Below are 17,690 nucleotides of genomic sequence, written 5' to 3'. Positions count from 1 at the left end.
GGTCAGGGATCGGGGACGTACCGCAGTGCCGGGTCGTCGGACCCCCTGAGCACCGCCGCCGTCAGGCGTTCTCCCGCGGGGATCTCCGCGGCGGCATCGGGCGGGAGCGGGTGCCGCAGCGCCCGGTACAGGTCCCCACGGTGGAGGTCGAACGCCGCGCCCATCAGCACGCCGAACTCCCGGCACGCGCCGGGCAGTACGCCGCACCACATCACGTATACGAACGGGAGTGCGAGCAGTGCCCAGGGGGTGCGGAACACGGCGGGCAGCAGGAGAAGGCCCCACACCCCCGCCGCCACCGCACTGTCGACACGTCGTCTGGCCGCCGCGAGGTCCTGACGCAGCACGTCGGGCAGGAGGATCCACAAGTGCGGCCACAGGACCATCGCGTCGAGGCCGTATTTGTCGAGGGGTTCCGTCTCCGCGGCGCGCAGCGCGTTGCCCAGGGGCGTGGCCAGGGTGCGCTCGGCGCGGGGCGTCCAGCGCAGCCTCTCCTCCAGCCGGCCGAGCCGAACCAGTTCGTCGCGGTCCAGTGGCGGGCCTCCGCCCTGGGCCGCCGGAAGCCCCAGGCGCCGCCGCAGCAGCGGATCCGCCTCCGCCTCGTACGCGGCGGCCCGGCGGATGTGACGCTCCCGCAGCCTGCGGCTCAGCGGCTCCGCCCAGCGGGGCCAGTACCCTTCGAGCAGTTGCAGCACGGGCAGCGTCAACTGCTGCATGAGCAGGCTGGAACCGGCCAGTACCACCAGGCCGATCAGGAGCAGCGCCACCTGCTCCCCGGACTCCAGCCCACCGAAGTCACGGAGCCGCCGGGCGGCCTCCTCCCGGGGACGACCCGTGCCGAGCAGCCACAGCACGCACAGCACCAGCCAGTAGACCGAGGCGGCGAAGCCGGTGGCGAGCCAGCGCTCGACGAGCTTGCCGGCCGCGGCGTTCCAGAAGACCGTCACGAGGGAGCCCGGCTGAGCAGGCGGTTGCAGGACGAGCAGTAAGGAACGTCCTGTCTCAGGCTCCTACGGACGAAGGACTCGGGCGCCGGGCAGTCGGACGTCCGGCAGGTGAACAAGGTGGCCCCGGACACACCGGCGGCCTCCGCTCGGCCGAGCGGCGCCGAGTAACCGCTGGGCAGAGCCCGGTACTCGTCCTCGCCGCCCGGCCGCGCCCGTATCCACGCCACCAGGCGGTGGTCGGCGACGAGCACGCGGCGCAGCGCCTCGTCCCCCGACGCGGTCAGCGCCTGCCGGATCTCGCGGTCGATACGCCCGGCGTCCGCGCCCACGATTCGCGGCAGCGTCGACAGCAGTTCCCGGGCCAGGACCCGCAGCCTGGTGGTCTCCTCCACGACGTGTCCCCCAGCACTGGTACGAGCGGGTCACGAGTGTGGCACGCAGGGACACAGCCGGGCGACGGAAAATCACCAAGTCGGCAGCCGGCACCGCGACGGACATGGCGGTCGCTCCTGTGGCCCCGCGACCGTCGTCGCGGGGCCACAGGCATGTTCGTGACTGGCCTGTCCTACACGGTCACCGGTTCGTTGGCCGGCTTGTCGGCCAGTTCTCTCTCCTCGTCCGTGATCGCCTTCAGGAGCACGTACGGTGTCGCGATCTTCCACACGGCGTACGCGACCGAGGGGATGATGTTCGCGAGCAGGCCGTTCCAGGCGAGCGGTCCGTCCTGGTTGAGGAAGACGAAGGCGCCCGGGATGAGCGTCACTCCCAGCACGACGCTGAGCCAGCCGTACCAGCGCGGGAAGAGCGGTTTCGCCCGGGTGTGGTCGATGAACGCGGCGTATCCGATCGACCAGACCTGGAGGACGAAGATGCAGGCGTTGCCCACGAACATCAGCCAGAAGGTGTCGACCATGGCGGTCAGGACGTCGACGGAGTGGGCCTCCGGCCGGTAGGCCGCGGCGGCGAGGATCGCGAGCGGGAAGAAGAACCCGATCGGCGCCACCACGCCCGTGGTGAGCTGGATCATGGACAGCAGTCCCCAGCCGCCCTCGACCCGGCGCAGCTGCATGCTGGTCACGACGACGTACGGGTATTCGAACGGAACGAGCAGAACCATCAGGGCGACACAGGTGAGGATCCCCGTGCGATGGTCCTTGAGGAAGGCGACGACGTCCTCGGGGCTCTCCGTCGGGCTCATCGGCGGCGTGAGGTGGCCCACGCCGAACGCGACGAGGAATCCCACGAAGAGCAGGACGCCACACCACGCCGATATTCTCTGAAGTCTTATGTGGAGGTCTTTCTTCATTGCGGCTCCCTTGTGTGCCGACCGGTTTCCACCGGTGTCTACCGACCGATCTCGTCCCAGCCGACGAGCCTGTCCATGAGCACGGTCGTGCTCGACAGGTAGTCGCCGTATCCGCTCCGGAAGAACAGCAGCGGGGTCTTCATCGACTCGACGCGCAGGTCCCGGACCCGCCCGACGACCAGCAGGTGATCGCCGATCTCGACGACCTGTTCCACCGTGCAGTCGACCCAGGCGACGATCCCGTCCAGCACGGGATTGCCCAGGTCCGACGCCCGCCACAGGGCGTCCTCGAAGCGCTGCCCGGCCGGACGCGTCGCCAACTGCCGTGACAGGCGCTCCTGGTTGCCCGCGAGGGCGTTGGCGCAGAAGCGGCCCGCGGCCCTGATCGTCCGCAGGGTCGTGGAGGAGCGGTCGGCGAGGAAGGACACCAGGGGCGGGTCGAGCGACACCGAGGTGAAGGTGCCGACGACCATGCCGTGCGGCCGTTCCTCGCCGTCCGTCGTGGTGATCGCGACCACGCTCGTGGGGAAGTTGCCCAGGACGTCGCGGAATTGGCGCCCGTCGATCGCGTCCGCGTCCGCCGTCCGGGAGTGCGTCGCGCCCTCGCTCATATCAGGATGCGCATCGGTTCGGGCAGTTCGAGGCCCATCGCGGCCAGCGCGTTCGCGTGGTAGGCGGCGCCCGGCACATGGATCATGTGCTGGAGTCCGACATGCGCGTCACGCCAGTACCGCTGGATCGGGTTGCCCTTGCGGATCGCGTTGCCGCCGGAGCGGGCGAAGATCTCGTCCAGGGCGGATACGGCCCGCCAGGCGCAACGGACCTGGTTGCGCCGTACGTTGGCCCGGTCCTCCAGGCTGATCGGCTTGCCCGCCTCGACCTGGTCGTACAACCGACTGATGCCGTCGAGGAGTTGGACCCGGGAGGCGGCGATCTCGGCCGCTGCCTCGCCGGCGGCGTAGAGGACGTACGGGTCGTCGCGCACCTGGACGCCGGTCACGGCGACGCGTTCCTTCTGCTGGGCCAGGTGCAGGGCGAGGGCGCCCTCGCAGATGCCGACGACCGCCGCGGTGATGCCGAGCGGGAACATCGAGCTGAACGGCAGCTTGTACAGGGTGTCGGTGAGCCCGACGGCCTCGGCGGCGGCGCCGTCCTGGACCGACTCCTGCCTGATGACGCGGTGTTCGGGAATGAACGCCTTGTCGACGACGACGTCCTTGCTGCCGGTGCCCGACAGTCCGACGACGTCCCACGTGCCGTCGATGATCTCGTAGTCCGAGCGGGGCAGCACGACGTGCAGGACGGTGATGGGCCCGGCGGGCTTCCCCTTGCCGTCGCCGAGGAGCGCGCCGAGGAAGTCCCACTGACAGTGGTCGCTGCCCGAGGAGAACGGCCAGCGTCCGCTGAGGACATAGCCGCCGTCGACCGGGTCGGCGATGCCGTTGGGCATGTAGGGCGAGGCGATCCAGGTGTCGGGGTTCTCGTCCCAGACCTCGTGCGCGAGGCGGGGGTCCATCTGGGCCAGCTCCCAGGGGTGCACACCGACGACCCCGCACACCCAGCCCGCGGCGCCGTCGTGCCGGGCGACCTCCATGACGGCTTCCGCGAAGTCCCGGGGATGGGCGGCGAATCCGCCGTACTCCTTGGGCTGCAGAAGCCGGATGACCCCTGCGGACTTGAGCAGTTCGACGGTCCGGTCGCTCAGCTTGCCGAGTGACTCGTTCTCGTCGGCGAGTGCGGCCAGTTCGGAACCCAGCTCCTCGACACGACCGACCACTTCATGCGTCACGCCGCACACCTCCTGGTGACAGTTCCATCGCATGCGCCGCGCGTCCCGGCGGCGGGATGTCCTCAGTGTCGGGATACGGCCCGGGGCCCGCTGCGGGCTTTCCGGTGACCGGGACAGTGCCTCGTCAGCGGGTTGTGCGAGGTCGCAACGCGGCGGTGGAGCGGCCCTTGAGGGCGGAGAGCCATACGCCGGCGCCGTAGGCGAGGTCGTCGAGCCGCCGCGCGACGCCGTACCGAAGGGGGTCGAGCGAGTCGTCCCCGCGCCGGTACTCAAGTGCGATATCGGCCAAGGCTGCGACCGCTGCGGCCCGGCGTATCCGGCGGGACACCAGGCAGCCGACGGCGGTGAGCGGCCACCAGTGCCGGGTGAGCAGCGCGGAGGTCTGCGCCAGGGTGGCGACGGCGCCGTTGCCCGCGAGCGGGACGGCCAGCCTGTACGGATGCCGGGTGCCGTCGAACTTACGGCCGATGCGCAGGACGACGCCCCCGAGGACGGCTCCCGCGACCGGCGCCGACCAGCGCCGTTGGGCGAGCAGAGCGGCGGCGAACACCGCGCTCCAGGGCGCGAACACGGCAGGCGCGATGTTCTCGGGGTGCCGGAGGGCGAGCGGATGAGCCCCCGTCCCGTACACGGCCTTGCGCATCAACCAGTCCCCCACACGCGTCCGGTGCTCGTGCGAGGCCCGGACTGCGGGCTCGTAACGCACCCGCAGCCCCGCCCCGACCAGCCGCCAGCACAGGTCGACGTCCTCCCCGACCCGCATGCTCCCGTCGAACCCGCCCGCGTCCCGCAGGGCGTCAACTCGCGCCACCGCACAGGCGGTCGGCGCCCAGGAGACGGGCGTGCCGGGGCGCACCGGGGCCGGATGCGCCCCGAGATCGAGGGAGGACCGGGTGTTCTCGTACCGCTCGATCCAGGTCGTGGCGGCGCCGGTCAGCCCGGTGATGCGGGGTACGGCCATGGCGACCCGGGGATCGGCGAAGTGCCGGAGCAGGGTCGGTACGGTGTCGGGGTCCAGCACGATGTCGGAGTCGGCGAAGACCACGTACGGGGTGGTCACAAGGCGGAGCCCGGCGTTGCGCGCACCGGCGGGCCCGACGTTCGTGCCCAGGACGACCAGCCGGGCCCCGTACCGGGCTGCGACGGCCGCCACGGGCGCCGGATGCCGCGAGGCGTCGTCGACCACGATCACGGAGGGCCCGACGCCGACACTGCGCAGCAGCCGCTCCAGTTGACGCGGACGATCACGGACCGGGATCACGACCGTGTAGCGGGGGTCGGAGGGCACGGGCAGCGAGTGGACGACGGGATGGGCCATGCCGCGGTCGATCAGCCGGTCGGCGAGAAGGGCACTCGCCGCGTCCCGCACGGGAACCGTCCGCCCGACAAGGAGCTTGCGGGCACGCGGCGTCAGCCGCAGCAGCCGGGTCGGGAACCCCCCGACGAGGGCACGCCCTCCGTCGACGACCCGGGTATGCCGGTCGAACACGACAACGACGCCCGCGCCGACGGGGAGCGTCATCGGCGTACGGCCCCGGGTCGGCGGGCCGAGGCCGTACGTCGGCCACTGCCATCGCCGATCCACCGGACCACGGCCGACACCATCACACGCCTCGCCGCCGGAGACCCGCTGTCGGGGAGAAGCGTCTTCCCATCCCTCGGGCCGGATCGGCAGGACGCACCCGGCCGTCGACCGACAACGCATCGATCCGACGAACGGTGTCCGACACCATCACGCGCCTCCACGCCGGAAACCCACCGGCCAGGACAGCCCATCCGTCGACCGACGACGCCGCCGGCGGAAGGCCTCATCGGCGCACCGTCCCGGACCGCCGGGCCGGATCGGCGAGACGCCCCCGCCCGTCGACCGTCCACGCGCCGATCCGCCGAGCCGTCGCCGACACCATCGCGTCCATCGTCCGGCGGCCCTCCTCCGCCGAGGCCCCGGCGGGATCGCCGAGGACGCCGGACGGTGAGAGGGCGCGGACGCCGTGGGTCATGAGGTCCGGCAGGAGGTCGGGCAGGGGGCGGGTGTCCCCCGCGACGGCGGCGGCGAGCCGTACGCGTTCCGGAGCCAGGTGCAGCATCAGTGAGGTCTCCGTACGGCCGGCGTGGGCGTCGCCGCCGGGTGTCTCGCAGGCGGTCCAGGCGATGTCGTGGCCCTCGGCACGGAGTTGACCGAGGGCCGTGTCGAGGGTGACGGTGTTGCCGCCGTGGCCGTTGACGAACACGACCCGGCCCGCCCACAGAGAGAAGGAGCGCGTCAGCTCCACGACCACCGCCCTCAGCACCTCCTGCCCGATCGAGACCGTGCCCGGGAAGTGCGCGTGCTCGCCACTGGCTCCGTACGCGATCGGCGGTGCCACCCATGACTCGGGCAGGCGCTCCGCCGTGCGCTGTACGACGGCACGCGCGACGACGGTGTCCGTGTCGAGCGGCAGATGCGGACCGTGCTGCTCGGTGGACCCGACCGGGACGAGGACCAGCGCACCGGACGGTACGGCGGGCCAGACGGCGTCGGCGAGGACGTACGCCGTCATGGTCAGCCGACCGGGGCGGCCGGTGCTTCGCCGGCGCCCAGGGTCAGGGGGAAGCCGGGCGGGATCACCAGGTCCTCGGGCGACAGTTCGTGGACGGAGGAGTGGCCGAGGCCCAGGACCGCCGAGTCGAGGCCGCCGCGCAGGATGTCCAGCACGTTCTCGACACCGGCCTGCCCGTTGGCCGCCAGGCCCCACAGATAGGCGCGGCCGATCAGCACGGCACGGGCGCCGAGGGCGAGGGCCTTCGCGACGTCGCTGCCGCGCCGGATGCCGCCGTCCAGGAGGACTTCGACCTGGTCGCCGACGGCTTCCGCAATGGAGGGGAGTACGCGGATCGTGGCCGGGGTGGTGTCCAGGTTGTTCCCGCCGTGGTTGGACACGGACAGGGCCGTCACCCCGGCGTCGACCGCCCGTCTGGCGTCGTCGACCCTGGTCACGCCCTTGAGCAGGAAGGGGCCGCCCCACTCGCCACGCAGCCACTTGACGTCGTCCCAGGTCGGCGGCGCGGTCTGCATCCACTCGCCGTAGGCGCCGAAGAAGGTGGGCGACGCGCCGCCGGGGGCGCGCAGGTTGGGCACGGTGAGGTCGGGGAGGCGGCCGGACCGGGCGTACTGCCAGAGCCACCCGGGACGGGGCAGTACGTCGGGGGCGAACCGCAGCGCGGTCCGGAGATCGAGCCGCTCCGGGATGGAAGGGCTCCCCCAGTCGCGGCCGTGGGAGAACGACCAGTCCAGGGTGACGATGAGGGCCTTGGCGCCGGCTGCCCGGGCCCGGTCCATCCGCTGGACCATCGTGTCGCGCGTGCCGCTCCAGTACAGCTGGTAGAAGAGGTCCGGCTGGGCGTCGGAGACCTCCTCCACCGGCTTGCTGGCGAACGAGCTGAGGCTCATGACGACGCCCCGGTTCGCGGCGGCCCGGGCGACGGCGACCTCTCCGTCCGGGTGCACAGCCTGCACCCCGGTCGGCGAGATGAGCACGGGCAGCGAGGTGGGCACGCCCAGGACGGTCGTCGACAGGTCGCGCTCGGCGTGGTGGCCGACGACCCTTGGGGCGAAGCCCAGTTCGGCGAAGGCCGCGAGGTTGGCGTCGATGGTGCGCCCGCGCTCGGAGCCCGCCACGAGCGCGCCGTAGACGGACTTCGGCAGCCGCCTCTTGGCCCGGCGCTGCGCCTCGGCGACCGTCTCGAACCAGGGGTTCCTAGGCATGTGCCGTGTCCTTTCCGGTGGTCGTCAAGTCCAGCCCGGCGAGCGGATTTTCGGCGCAGTCGCTCACCGGCGGCCTGGCTGGTGACCTGGCCGGTTCTCTGCGGGTGAGGACGAGATCCACGGTCGTCGTCCTGCTCCTGCGGGAGTGGTCCCCGGACGGCTTGGGCACCCCGGTTCCGTCGCGGCGGGCAAGAAGCTCCTCGCCGTATCCCTGGACGCATTCGGGGTCGGGCCCGTCCAGCGGCAGCCCGGTGAAGAACTTCGCGGCCATGCAGCCGCCCTTGCAGGTGTCGTAGAACGTGCAGGAGGCACAGGCCCCGCCGTGTTGCGGAGTCCGCAGCCGCCGGAACAGTTCGGAGTCGCGCCAGACGCCCGAAAAGCCGCCCGGCGTACGGACGTTGCCCGCGAGGAACTCGTCGTGGATGGCGAACGGGCAGGCGTACACGTCACCGACCGGGTCGATGAGACAGACGACGCGCCCCGCACCGCACAGATTGAGACCGGGCAACGCCTCGCCGTACGCGGAGAGATGGAAGAAGGAGTCCCCGGTCAGCACGTTCTCGCCACGGGCCAACAGCCAGTCGTACAGCTCGCGTTGCTGTGCGGCCGTCGGATGCAGTTCGTCCCAGACGTCGGCGCCGCGTCCGGAGGGCCGCAGCCGGGTCAGACGCAGTTGGGCGCCGAAGCGGTCGGCGAGGGCCTTGAAGGCGTCCAGTTGGGGGATGTTGTGCCGGGTGCAGACCACGGAGATCTTGAAGTTCCGCATTCCGGCGGCGGCGAGGTTCTCCAGCGCCCGCAGGGCCGTGGCGTACGAACCGGCCCCGCGCACCGCGTCGTTGACGTCGGCGGTCGCGCCGTCGAGGGAGATCTGGACGTCCACGTAGTCGTTGCGGGCCAGGCGTGCGGCGGCGTCGGGGGTGATGCGGACGCCGTTGGTGGAGAACTTCACGCCCACGTGATGTGCCGTGGCGTAGTCCAGGAGTTCCCAGAAGTCGGCGCGGACGGTCGGCTCGCCGCCGCCGATGTTGACGTAGAAGACCTGCATGGCCTCCAGTTCGTCGATGACGGCCTTGGCCTCGGCCGTGCTCAGCTCACGCGGATCGCGTCGGCCGGAGCTGGACAGACAGTGGGAGCAGGCCAGGTTGCAGGCGTAGGTCAGCTCCCAGGTGAGGCAGATCGGCGCGTCGAGCCCGCGCTCGAACAGGTCGACCAGCGGCGGTGACTTGGGCGCGGTCATGGGGTCCTTCCGACGACCATCGATGACTGGACGAGAACGGCCAACGCGCGCCCGTAGCGCGGGAGTTCGTCCTCACCGAGGCCCGCGTCCAGACAGGCGGCGCGGGCCGTGGGCGCTTCCCCGAGGGCCTGCACCACGGCCAGCAGCCTGCGGTCCTTGAGAAACGAGAGCTTGCGGGTCCCGAAGTGGTAGAGCAGCGCCCCGAAGGGTTCGGGGCGCACGGAGACCTGCGGATGCAGGTCCCAGGCACGGTCGAGATCCATGACGATCGTCGCGGAGTCCGTCGCGGTCATGGCGGGGCCTAGTAGACGCCGCACATGCCGTCGATGGAGACCTCTTCGATCAGGTCGTCCGCCTCGATCAGCGACTGTTCGTCCGGGATCTCCTCGTCCTGGATCTCGGTGGCCGGGACGGACGAGGTGGCGTGAAGCTGGCTCATGCGACTCTCCTTGACAACGCTCCCATCGGACCCCTGGAGACTAATGGCACCAAGTGCCGAAAGTGAAGAGTCCGTACGGGCCCACCCCGACGTCATCGTGATAGGGGCCGGCGGCAGCGGCGCCGCACTCGCGGCCCGGCTGACCGAGGACCCCGAACGGACCGTGCTGGTACTGGAGTCCGGCCCGGTGCCGAGCCAACTCTCGGCGTTCCCACCGGAGTTGCTGGACGCACGGCTCGTGCCCGGCGCACAGCCCGGAAACGGAGCAGTCCAGCCGTACCCGGCACACCTCACACCCCGCCGGCCGTACACGGTCGTCCGGGGCCGCTTCCTCGGCGGCTCGACCACCGTCAACGGCGGCTACTTCGTCCGGGCCCGACGCGAGGACTTCGACCGGTGGTCGACGACGGCGGGCGGTGCGGCGGCCTGGTCGTACGAGGGCGCGCTGCCGTTCCTACGGGCGCTGGAGACCGATCTCGACCTCGGCACGGACGAGTTGCACGGGTCGAGCGGCCCGGTGCGGGTCCGCCGTACGGGCCTGCGGCACCCGGCAGCCGACGCGTTCCGGGAGGCGGCCCACCAGTTGGGCTTTCCTCCGGAGCCCGACAAGAACGCCCAGCAGGCACCGGGGTTCGGCCCGGTCCCGTGCAACACGGTCGACGGGATACGCCTCAACACCGGCGTCAGCTATCTGCTGCCGGCGCTCGACCGGCCCAACCTGACGGTGAGGGGCGGGAGTACGGTCCAACGGATCGTGGTCGAGCAGGGCAGGGCGACCGGCGTGGTCGTCGAACGCGACGGGTGCATCGAGACCCTGCGGTGCGGCGAAGTCGTCCTGTGCGCAGGGGCGTTGCGTTCCCCGCACCTCCTGCACCTCTCGGGCATCGGACCGCGCGACGACCTGGACCGTCTCGGCATCCCCGTCGTCCGGGACGCCCCCTCCGTCGGGGTCCGGTTCGGCGATCACCCCCAGGTCGCCCTGGAGTGGACGCCCCGCTCGCCCCTCCCGGAACCGGCCGACTCCTGGCTCGGCGGCGCCCTGCACCTGCCGTCGTCGGACGGCGCCCATCCGGACGGCGACCTGGAGATCCTGCAGTCGCTGGTCCCCCTGCCCGCCCTGACCGGCGGCACGGTGACCGTCCCGGGCGAGCCGCTCGCCCCCCTCGCGTTCCTCGTGTCGGTCCAGTCCCCCGGCCTCGGGGGCCGCATGCGCACCCGCTCGACCGACCCGGCCGTACCCCCACTCCTCGACTACAACTACCTGCAAACCCCCGAGGACAGCCGCCGAATGCGCGAGGCGATACGCACGACCGCCGCGCTGCTCACCACCCCCGCCTTCGACAAGGTGTCCGCCGGGCTGGTCGAGCCGGCCCCCGAGATACTCGACGACGACCGCTCACTGGACACCTGGATCCACGCCCACCTGGGCACCTCCCACCACACCTGCGCCACGGTCCCGATGGGCCCGGCGGTCGACCCGCAGGGCAGGGTGCACGGCGTACGCGCGCTACGGGTCGCGGACACGTCGATCCTGCCGTCAGCTCCCCTGCGCGGCCCGGCGGCGACCTCGGTCCTCATAGGCGAGCTGGTGGCGGCCTCAATGCGGTGAACTCCGTTGGTTGGGCGGCTTTTCGTCTGCGGGCCCGGTGGGGGCTGGTCGCGCAGTTCCCCGCGCCCCTGAAAAGCAGGGGCTGCGCCCCGTGCTTTTCAGGCCCGCAGGGCCGGGTCCTTGCCTTTAGGAGCGCGGGGAACTGCGCGAGCAACCCCCACCGGGCCCGCAGCCAAACGACTCGGGACGGACGGGTCTTTCAGGGGCGCGGGGAACTACGCGACCAGCCCCCACCGGGCCCGCAGCCAAACGACTCGGGACAGACGGGTCTTTCAGGGGCGCGGGGAACTGCGCGACCAGCCACGACGGCGCCGCAGCCGACCGTCAACCCCCCACGCCAACCCCCTCAAACCCCACCGCAAGCTGCCGCATCGCCTGATCCAACAGCCCCCCAAGACTGGCCTCCTCATCACTCAGCCAGTGCTCATACGCGGCAATACACGCAGCCAGCGCCGCATGCCCCAACAACCGAGGCAGCAGATCGGACACCGGCAGCCCCATCCGCCGCGCCGCAAACGCAGTGACATGCGCCCGCCACGTCGTATACCGAACCGCCGAGTCCGCCTGAAGCGTCGGCACCCGCAGGATGAGCGTCATCCGCTGCCGATGCCACGGCACCACCGCCGGATCGAAGCGATTGAACTCGACCACCGCACCGCGCAGCGCATCCATCAGCGGAGCGCCCGGATCGGTCGCCGCCAGCAACTCCTCGAACCTCAGCAGCTGGTCCTCGAAGTCGCCCCACACCAGGTCGTTCTTGGACGCGAAATAGCGAAAGAAGGTACGTCGGCCGATGCCGGCGGCCGTCGCGATGTCATCGACGGTCGTGGCGTCGAACCCCTGCCGGGCGAACAGTTCGAAGCCGCGCTGTTCGAGCGCGGCCCGCGAGGTCACCCGGGGCCGGCCCGTACGGCTCACCCCCGTCGCTCCGCCCGCCACGCTCTCCCGCCGTCCCGTGTCTGCAACCACACCGCACATCATGCATCGGGCAAGCCCCCGGACACCCCGCCCCCAGGGCAACGCGGGGAATCATCGCAGGCCGACCGCTGTTGTCCCGCACGACAACGGCTGCACGAATCCCAAGGAGGCCGGGCGTGTACGGCGACCCAGCGACCATCCGCAAGATCCTGACCGAGTCCGGCGACACCTGGGCGATCGTGGGCCTGTCGTCGAACGAGCAGCGTGCCGCGTACGGCGTGGCCAAGGTCCTCCAGCGCTACGGCAAGCGGATCATCCCCGTCCACCCGAAGGCCGAGACGGTCCACCGCGAGCAGGGTTACGCCTCGCTGGCCGACATCCCCTCCGACATCGACGTCGATGTCGTCGACGTGTTCGTGAACAGCGACCTCGCGGGTCCGGTCGCCGACGAGGCCGCCGCCATCGGCGCCAAGGCCGTCTGGTTCCAGCTCGGAGTGATCGACGAGGCGGCGTACAACCGCACCCGCGCCGCCGGGCTCGACATGGTCATGGACCGCTGCCCGGCGATCGAAATCAACTCCGCACGTTAGGTGTGCGGGCCCGTGAGCGTGCGGTGGCCGTAGACCGCGACGTGGTCCCAGATCCCGGCGAAGATGCCGGTCTTCGCGTCGGCGACGGTGCGTGCGAACGCCTGGACGATCGCCTCCCTGCCGCTCGGCGACCACACGAGGCCGGGCTCCTGCTGGACCGGCAGTTGGTCGAGTGCCGCCTCGGCGGCACCGAGGTCGGCGTCGAACCTCGGCACCGGTGAGCGGCGCCTGGCCGACGAGAGCCGCGTAAGCCTGCGCTTCGTACTGCGTGAAGCCCAGCCGGGTCAGCGAGGCGGGCCTTCTCGGCCAGATGGATGTCGGCGGACCGCCCGGTCACCCAAGGACTGAGGAACTCGGGGTTCAGGACGATCAGTCCGCCTGCGAAGGACAGGGTGGTCGTCACTAGCATGGCCTGCTGAAGCCTTACTCAGCCCGGCTTCACGAGAACGACGGCAAGGACCACACATGACGGACGCTCCCGTACGGATCGGACTGGCCGGCTACGGCTTCGGCGGCAGGTACTTCCACGCGCCGTTGCTCGCCTCCACCCCGGACTGCGAGTTCCTCGGGGTGGTCACCACCTCCCCCGAGCGCCGCAAGCAGGTCGCCGACGAGCTCGGCCGGCCGGCGTACGACTCGCTGGAGGCACTGGCCCGGGCCGGAGCCGAGGCGGTCGCGATCTCCACCCCGGCGGACACGCACGTTCCCCTGGCCCAGGAGGCGCTGGGGCTGGGTCTGGCGGTGGTCTGCGACAAGCCGTTCGCGCTCGACGCCGCCTCGGCGCGGGAGACGACGGAGCTGGCCGAGCGGCTGAAGATTCCGCTGACGGTCTATCAGAACCGGCGCTGGGACTCCGACTTCCTGACCCTGCGCAGGCTCGTGGCCGAGGGCGCGCTCGGCACCCTGACCCGCTTCGAGTCACGTTTCGAGCGGTTCCAGCCCGAGCCCGGCCCGCCGGCCGCGGGTGGCGGCACCCTGCTCGACTTCGGCAGCCACCTGGTCGACCAGGCACTCGTACTGTCCGGGCCGGTCGAGCGGGTGTACGCGGAGATGCGCGGCCGCGACGGCGGCGACGGGCTCGACGACGACGTCTTCGTCGCGCTGACCCACCGCAGCGGCGCCCAGTCGCATCTGTCCGGCAGCTGGTGCCAGGGCGCACCCGGCCCGCGCTTCCGCGCCACCGGTACCACCGGGACGTACGTGGTCGACGGCGTGGACGGCCAGGAGGACCAGCTCATCGCGGGTGCCACCCCCGCCTCGGAGGGCGAGCGCTGGGGCATCGAACCCGAGGGGCGCTGGGGCCAGGTGCTGCGCGGCGACCACGCCGAGCCCGCACCGTCCGCCCGCGGCGCGTGGGACCTCTTCTACCCGGCCTTCGCCGCCGCGCTCCGTGGCACCCGTCCGCTGCCCGTGGACCCCTGGGACGCCGTGACCACCGCGACCGTCCTGGACGCCGCGCGCACCAGTGCCACCACCGGCGAGGTCGTACGCCTGCCCTGACCCCGCAGGCAGCGGCGCCCGAGTGTGAACAACAGTTCCGGCAACGAGCGCCGCAGGGCCTCCCGGTACCGCGGACGTCGACATCCGCGAGCTGTCAGGAGGCCCTGCGGTCGTGCGCCGCGCCGGTCGGGATCACCCGGCCCGGTGATGCCTCAGAGCTCGGTCTTGGGGCTGCTGTTGCTGGGGTCCAGGAACAGTTTCCAGAGGGCGGTGATGAGGACCGCCCACTCCGACGCCTGGTTGTCGCCCCTCTGCTGCGCTATCCCCAGCAGGTCACTGTTCGTTGATTCGAACTCCGGGTTGTTGACGGGGGCGTCGTTGCTGTCGGGGCCGGGGGTCGTCGGCCCTTCGGCGGGCTGGTCGGCCAGCTCCTCGGTGGTGGGCGTCTCCTCCGTGACCTTCAGATCCGCCGCGCCCGCCGTCGGGTTGGGGCAGGTGATGGCACCCCCGCTCTCCCGGCACACGGGGGCGGGCACGGGCATGGTCACGTCCGATGCGTTCGGGCCCTCCAGGTACTGGTAGAGGTGGAAGTCCGTGTAGTGGTTGGGGGTGTAGAAGATGAAACCGTTGACGTTGTCCCGGACGATCCGCTCGTCACCGCGGTTCGTGCCCCGGGTCGGCCGGATGTCGATGTCGTACTCGAGGAGCTGCGGCTCCTGCGTCCCGGGGATGTTCCGGATGAACTCGGTGAGATCCCCGGACGCGGCGTCGAGGAAGAAGCCTCCGCGCATGATGAAGCCGACCCGGTTCGTCGCCGAGTTCGTGGGGTCGTTGGGGTCGGACATGTCGATCCGGTCGGTCCGCCTGCCGAAGGGGAAGCCCCGGCTCATCCAGTAGGCGATCGCGGTGTCCAGTTTCTCCGTCGGGAACTGGAAGACCTTGCCGTCGTCGACGGCGGCGCTCGCCTGCTGCCCTTGGGAGGTGACGAACCACGTTCCGCCGCCCAGCAGTGTCGCCACGGCGAGGAAGAGCGCCAGGAACTTCCCGCTGAGCCACCGGGATCGTCGCTTGTGCGCACGCACGCCGGACGCCCGTCCGGCGCCGGGCGGTGGGGTCATGTCCATTGCTTGCTCCCTGGCTCGTGATCTTGTTGACCGTGGGCTTGACGGCCGCGCCGGCCATCCGGCGGACGGGCGGCACTTCCGTGATCTCCGCGAGGCATCACATCGGGGGGTGAGGAGAGAGGCGGACGACACCGCGCAAAGGCAGGGGCTGCATACAGGCCTTGCTGCACCAGCACCTTGAAGCACAGCAACCCCACAGGCCACATACTCGGAGGCGGAGCACTCCCGAGGCCAGGGTCATTTGTCCCAACCGCCGAGTAAATCTCGAGCGCGCCTCACGCCGGACGAGCCGCGGCCCCCCAACCAGGGCCGAAGGCTGCCGCCCGTAACCGGGCCGGCCTTCGAAGCCGCCTACGAGGCCGCCGACGCCGCCAAGATGAACGAACTCCGCTCCCGCGTCGAGCGGACCGTCACCGACCCGGACACCGCGCGGAAGCTCAAGCCCTGGTACCGGTACGCCTGCAAGCGCCCCACCTTCTCCGGCCGGGCCTCTGCCGGATTCACCAGCGCCCCTGGGACTCGCCCGGGCGCCGACCGTCAGCTACGCGGACACCGCGACCACGTGCTTGCCGACGACGCCGCCGCGCTCGAACGCCTGGTGCGCCGCGGCGATGTCCGCGAACGGGTACACGCTGTCGACCACCGGGCGCAGCGCACCCGACGTGACATGGCCGGCCACGTCACGCAGCACGGCGGTGTCGGGGTTGGCGCTGAAGGTGCGGATGCGGCGGGAGCCGTGCACGCTGGACGCGGCGATCGCGGCCAGGGCTCCGGCCGACAGTCCGACGGTGACCATCCGGCCTCCCTTGGCCAACCGGCTCCGGTAGCAGTGCAGTTCCGAGCCGACGGTGTCGACGATCACGTCGAAGGGCCCGATCCGGTCCGAGGTGGTGGAGCCGTAGTCGAGGACCTCGTCGGCGCCGAGTTCCGTGAGGAGCGGGGCGTGGCGGTCACGGGCCAGCGCGGTCACGTGGCAGCCCAGCGCGTGTGCCAGCTGTACGGCGGCCGTGCCGACACCGCCGGCCGCGCCCCGGACCAGGACCTTCTCCCCGCTCACCGCGTGCACGCTGTCCCGCAGCGCGATCAGCGCCGTGGCTCCCGTGACGACCAGGGAGGCCGCTTCGACCGACGAGATGTTCACCGGGGCATGCGCGATGCGATCCGCGGACACCACGACGTACTCGGCCGCTCCACCGGTGGTGTGCCGCTGCCGGGGATGCACCATGCCCCACACCCGGTCCCCGACCCGGTAACCCGCGACATCGGCGCCGGCCTCGACGACGGTGCCCGCGAAGTCCAGGCCCACCCCGATCGGGAACCGCCGTCCCGACACCATCTTCAGCTCCCCCGCCCGGACGATCACGTCATGCCCGTTCACGCTGGACGCCTCGACCGCCACCAGGACTTCGCCGGCTCCGGGCGCCGGACGCTCGACGTCATTGACCCGCAAGACATCCGCAGCACCGAAACTCGTGATCTGAACGGCCTTCATGTCGCTGTCCTTCCGTGACCCGCTGTGTGGTTGATCCGATGCTGGACCCTCCACGCGGCATCTCGGTCGTTCCCCTTTTCCTGGGTCTGGCAGACCCACCCTCATCAGCCGCACCCACGGCATACTGACGCCGTGACCGATGCCCCCTTCGTCATGAGCGACGATCCCAGGCGTGAACTCGCCGAGTTCCTGCGCACCCGCCGAACCCGCCTGCGCCCGCAGGACGTCGGCCTGGAGCCCGGCCCGAGGCGACGCGTCGCCGGGCTGCGGCGGGAGGAGTTGGCGCTGCTGGCCGGAGTGAGTTCGGACTACTACCAGCGTATGGAGCAGGGACGCGACGTACGGCCCTCCGACCAGGTCCTGGACGCCCTCGCGCGCGCCCTCAACTTCTCCGCCGAGGAGTCCCGGCACCTGCACAGCCTCGCCGCCGCCGCACGCACCCCGGCCCGCAGCCCGCGTCCGTACGTGCCGGAGGAGGTGCCGGACACCACCCTGCGACTGCTGCGCACGATGCCCTCACCCGCTCTGGTCGTCGGCCGTTTCCTGGACGTGCTGGCCTGGAGCCCGCTCGCCGGCGCCCTGCTCGGCGAGTTCACGCACCAGCCCCAGACCCGGCGAAACCTCCTGTCGCTGTTCCTGCATCCCGAGGCCGACCAGACCTGCCCGGACCGGGCAGCGACCGTCGCGGAGCTGATCGGGATGCTGCGGACACAGGTCGCCGCCGATCCCGGGAACCCGCGCGCCGTCGAGCTGGTGGGTGAACTCGCCGTCCACAGCGACGAGTTCGCCGCCCTGTGGGCCCGCCATGACGTCGAGGAAGCCATCCGCGGCCACATGCGCATCAACCACCCCCTGGTCGGCGAACTCAACCTGGACTGGGACGCCTACCCGATACCGGGCAACCCCGGCCCCGTGCTCATCGTCTGCACCGCCGCCGAGAACAGCCCCGACGCCGAACGACTCCAACTCCTCGCCGGCCTGTTGTCACCTGGGCCGCGATCACAGTCGTGACCGCTCACCGGACGACGCACGGCCTGCTCGGGGAGAACGGCCG

The 17,690-nt window shown here is 71.3% G+C and carries 19 protein-coding genes; 4 read left to right on the top strand and 15 right to left on the bottom strand.

Features of this window, described 5'->3' with window-relative positions:
- Positions 1 to 2 precede the first annotated feature (2 nt).
- The 11 genes from ACFYXF_RS29510 to mftA form a co-directional block, all read right to left on the bottom strand.
- Positions 3 to 947: a hypothetical protein gene (locus ACFYXF_RS29510; RefSeq protein ID WP_389354018.1), complete on the bottom strand. Its 945-nt coding sequence runs from the start codon at positions 945 to 947 to the stop codon at positions 3 to 5.
- The gene (locus tag ACFYXF_RS29505; RefSeq protein ID WP_389354016.1) at positions 944 to 1,339 is read right to left on the bottom strand and encodes a hypothetical protein; all 396 of its coding nucleotides are present in this window, start codon (positions 1,337 to 1,339) and stop codon (positions 944 to 946) included. Before ACFYXF_RS29505 ends, ACFYXF_RS29510 begins: the two co-directional genes overlap by 4 nt.
- A gap of 173 nt (positions 1,340 to 1,512) precedes the next feature.
- Entirely contained in the window at positions 1,513 to 2,190 is a 678-nt protein-coding gene (locus ACFYXF_RS29500) for a hypothetical protein (RefSeq protein ID WP_389354014.1), read from the bottom strand.
- A 101-nt stretch (positions 2,191 to 2,291) separates the two neighbouring features.
- Positions 2,292 to 2,864 carry a flavin reductase family protein gene (locus ACFYXF_RS29495; RefSeq protein ID WP_389354012.1) on the bottom strand — a complete coding sequence of 191 codons (573 nt, stop codon included), beginning with the start codon at positions 2,862 to 2,864 and terminating at the stop codon, positions 2,292 to 2,294.
- Positions 2,861 to 4,042, bottom strand: coding sequence for a hydroxylase (locus ACFYXF_RS29490; protein WP_389354010.1), 1,182 nt, complete (start codon positions 4,040 to 4,042; stop codon positions 2,861 to 2,863). The genes ACFYXF_RS29495 and ACFYXF_RS29490 overlap by 4 nt, the downstream gene beginning before the upstream one ends.
- A 124-nt stretch (positions 4,043 to 4,166) precedes the next feature.
- A complete protein-coding gene (gene mftF / locus ACFYXF_RS29485; RefSeq protein WP_389354009.1) occupies positions 4,167 to 5,627 on the bottom strand; it encodes a mycofactocin biosynthesis glycosyltransferase MftF in 1,461 nt (486 codons plus the stop codon).
- Positions 5,628 to 5,850: 223 nt separating this feature from the next.
- Entirely contained in the window at positions 5,851 to 6,582 is a 732-nt protein-coding gene (mftE, locus tag ACFYXF_RS29480; protein WP_389354007.1) for a mycofactocin biosynthesis peptidyl-dipeptidase MftE, read from the bottom strand.
- Between the two features lie 2 nt (positions 6,583 to 6,584).
- The gene (gene mftD / locus ACFYXF_RS29475) at positions 6,585 to 7,787 is read right to left on the bottom strand and encodes a pre-mycofactocin synthase MftD (protein ID WP_389354005.1); all 1,203 of its coding nucleotides are present in this window, start codon (positions 7,785 to 7,787) and stop codon (positions 6,585 to 6,587) included.
- Complete coding sequence (gene mftC / locus ACFYXF_RS29470; protein ID WP_389354003.1) at positions 7,780 to 9,024, bottom strand: mycofactocin radical SAM maturase; 1,245 nt, start codon at positions 9,022 to 9,024, stop codon at positions 7,780 to 7,782. The genes mftD and mftC overlap by 8 nt, the downstream gene beginning before the upstream one ends.
- Positions 9,021 to 9,317, bottom strand: a complete 297-nt coding sequence (gene mftB, locus ACFYXF_RS29465; RefSeq protein ID WP_389354001.1) for a mycofactocin biosynthesis chaperone MftB — start codon at positions 9,315 to 9,317, stop codon at positions 9,021 to 9,023. Before mftB ends, mftC begins: the two co-directional genes overlap by 4 nt.
- Positions 9,318 to 9,325: 8 nt before the next feature.
- Entirely contained in the window at positions 9,326 to 9,463 is a 138-nt protein-coding gene (mftA, locus tag ACFYXF_RS29460) for a mycofactocin precursor MftA (RefSeq protein ID WP_389354000.1), read from the bottom strand.
- Between the two features lie 43 nt (positions 9,464 to 9,506).
- Between mftA and mftG the strand changes: the two genes are divergently transcribed.
- A complete protein-coding gene (mftG, locus tag ACFYXF_RS29455; protein WP_389353998.1) occupies positions 9,507 to 11,072 on the top strand; it encodes a mycofactocin system GMC family oxidoreductase MftG in 1,566 nt (521 codons plus the stop codon).
- 324 nt (positions 11,073 to 11,396) lie between these two features.
- On the opposite strand, the gene mftR is transcribed toward mftG, so the two are convergent.
- A complete protein-coding gene (mftR, locus tag ACFYXF_RS29450) occupies positions 11,397 to 11,990 on the bottom strand; it encodes a mycofactocin system transcriptional regulator (RefSeq protein WP_389353996.1) in 594 nt (197 codons plus the stop codon).
- A gap of 176 nt (positions 11,991 to 12,166) precedes the next feature.
- Here mftR and ACFYXF_RS29445 point away from each other — a divergent pair, with 176 nt between their 5' ends.
- Positions 12,167 to 12,580, top strand: coding sequence for a CoA-binding protein (locus ACFYXF_RS29445; protein WP_389353994.1), 414 nt, complete (start codon positions 12,167 to 12,169; stop codon positions 12,578 to 12,580).
- Here the strand turns inward: ACFYXF_RS29445 and ACFYXF_RS29440 are convergent.
- The gene (locus ACFYXF_RS29440; protein WP_389353992.1) at positions 12,577 to 12,795 is read right to left on the bottom strand and encodes a hypothetical protein; all 219 of its coding nucleotides are present in this window, start codon (positions 12,793 to 12,795) and stop codon (positions 12,577 to 12,579) included. The genes ACFYXF_RS29445 and ACFYXF_RS29440 overlap by 4 nt on opposite strands.
- Before the next feature lie 250 nt (positions 12,796 to 13,045).
- On the opposite strand from ACFYXF_RS29440, the gene ACFYXF_RS29435 reads away from it, so the two are divergent.
- Positions 13,046 to 14,080, top strand: a complete 1,035-nt coding sequence (locus ACFYXF_RS29435) for a Gfo/Idh/MocA family protein (protein ID WP_389353990.1) — start codon at positions 13,046 to 13,048, stop codon at positions 14,078 to 14,080.
- A 152-nt stretch (positions 14,081 to 14,232) separates the two neighbouring features.
- Here ACFYXF_RS29435 and ACFYXF_RS29430 read toward each other — a convergent pair whose 3' ends face one another.
- The gene (locus ACFYXF_RS29430; protein WP_389353988.1) at positions 14,233 to 15,144 is read right to left on the bottom strand and encodes a hypothetical protein; all 912 of its coding nucleotides are present in this window, start codon (positions 15,142 to 15,144) and stop codon (positions 14,233 to 14,235) included.
- Between the two features lie 541 nt (positions 15,145 to 15,685).
- Positions 15,686 to 16,636 carry an NADP-dependent oxidoreductase gene (locus ACFYXF_RS29425; protein ID WP_389353986.1) on the bottom strand — a complete coding sequence of 317 codons (951 nt, stop codon included), beginning with the start codon at positions 16,634 to 16,636 and terminating at the stop codon, positions 15,686 to 15,688.
- A 153-nt stretch (positions 16,637 to 16,789) separates the two neighbouring features.
- Between ACFYXF_RS29425 and ACFYXF_RS29420 the strand changes: the two genes are divergently transcribed.
- Positions 16,790 to 17,647 carry a helix-turn-helix transcriptional regulator gene (locus tag ACFYXF_RS29420; RefSeq protein ID WP_389354555.1) on the top strand — a complete coding sequence of 286 codons (858 nt, stop codon included), beginning with the start codon at positions 16,790 to 16,792 and terminating at the stop codon, positions 17,645 to 17,647.
- Positions 17,648 to 17,690 lie beyond the last annotated feature (43 nt).

It is taken from the genome of Streptomyces sp. NPDC002680 (genome assembly GCF_042889145.1).
In the GTDB taxonomy this organism is placed as follows: Bacteria; Actinomycetota; Actinomycetes; order Streptomycetales; family Streptomycetaceae; genus Streptomyces; species Streptomyces adonidis.
The sequence above is the reverse complement of the archived record's forward strand: the minus strand, read 5'-3'. Positions and strand labels throughout refer to the sequence as shown.

Excerpts from the sequence above, each read along its gene's own strand:
- ACFYXF_RS29495 (WP_389354012.1), bottom strand. The coding sequence starts at position 2,864 with ATGAGCGAGGGCGCGACGCACTCCCGGACGGCGGACGCGGACGCGATC.
- mftE (WP_389354007.1), bottom strand. The coding sequence starts at position 6,582 with ATGACGGCGTACGTCCTCGCCGACGCCGTCTGGCCCGCCGTACCGTCC.
- mftD (WP_389354005.1), bottom strand. The coding sequence starts at position 7,787 with ATGCCTAGGAACCCCTGGTTCGAGACGGTCGCCGAGGCGCAGCGCCGG.
- mftC (WP_389354003.1), bottom strand. The coding sequence starts at position 9,024 with ATGACCGCGCCCAAGTCACCGCCGCTGGTCGACCTGTTCGAGCGCGGG.
- mftB (WP_389354001.1), bottom strand. The coding sequence starts at position 9,317 with ATGACCGCGACGGACTCCGCGACGATCGTCATGGATCTCGACCGTGCC.
- mftA (WP_389354000.1), bottom strand. The coding sequence starts at position 9,463 with ATGAGCCAGCTTCACGCCACCTCGTCCGTCCCGGCCACCGAGATCCAG.
- mftG (WP_389353998.1), top strand. The coding sequence starts at position 9,507 with ATGGCACCAAGTGCCGAAAGTGAAGAGTCCGTACGGGCCCACCCCGAC.
- ACFYXF_RS29435 (WP_389353990.1), top strand. The coding sequence starts at position 13,046 with ATGACGGACGCTCCCGTACGGATCGGACTGGCCGGCTACGGCTTCGGC.
- ACFYXF_RS29430 (WP_389353988.1), bottom strand. The coding sequence starts at position 15,144 with ATGGACATGACCCCACCGCCCGGCGCCGGACGGGCGTCCGGCGTGCGT.
- ACFYXF_RS29425 (WP_389353986.1), bottom strand. The coding sequence starts at position 16,636 with ATGAAGGCCGTTCAGATCACGAGTTTCGGTGCTGCGGATGTCTTGCGG.
- ACFYXF_RS29420 (WP_389354555.1), top strand. The coding sequence starts at position 16,790 with ATGAGCGACGATCCCAGGCGTGAACTCGCCGAGTTCCTGCGCACCCGC.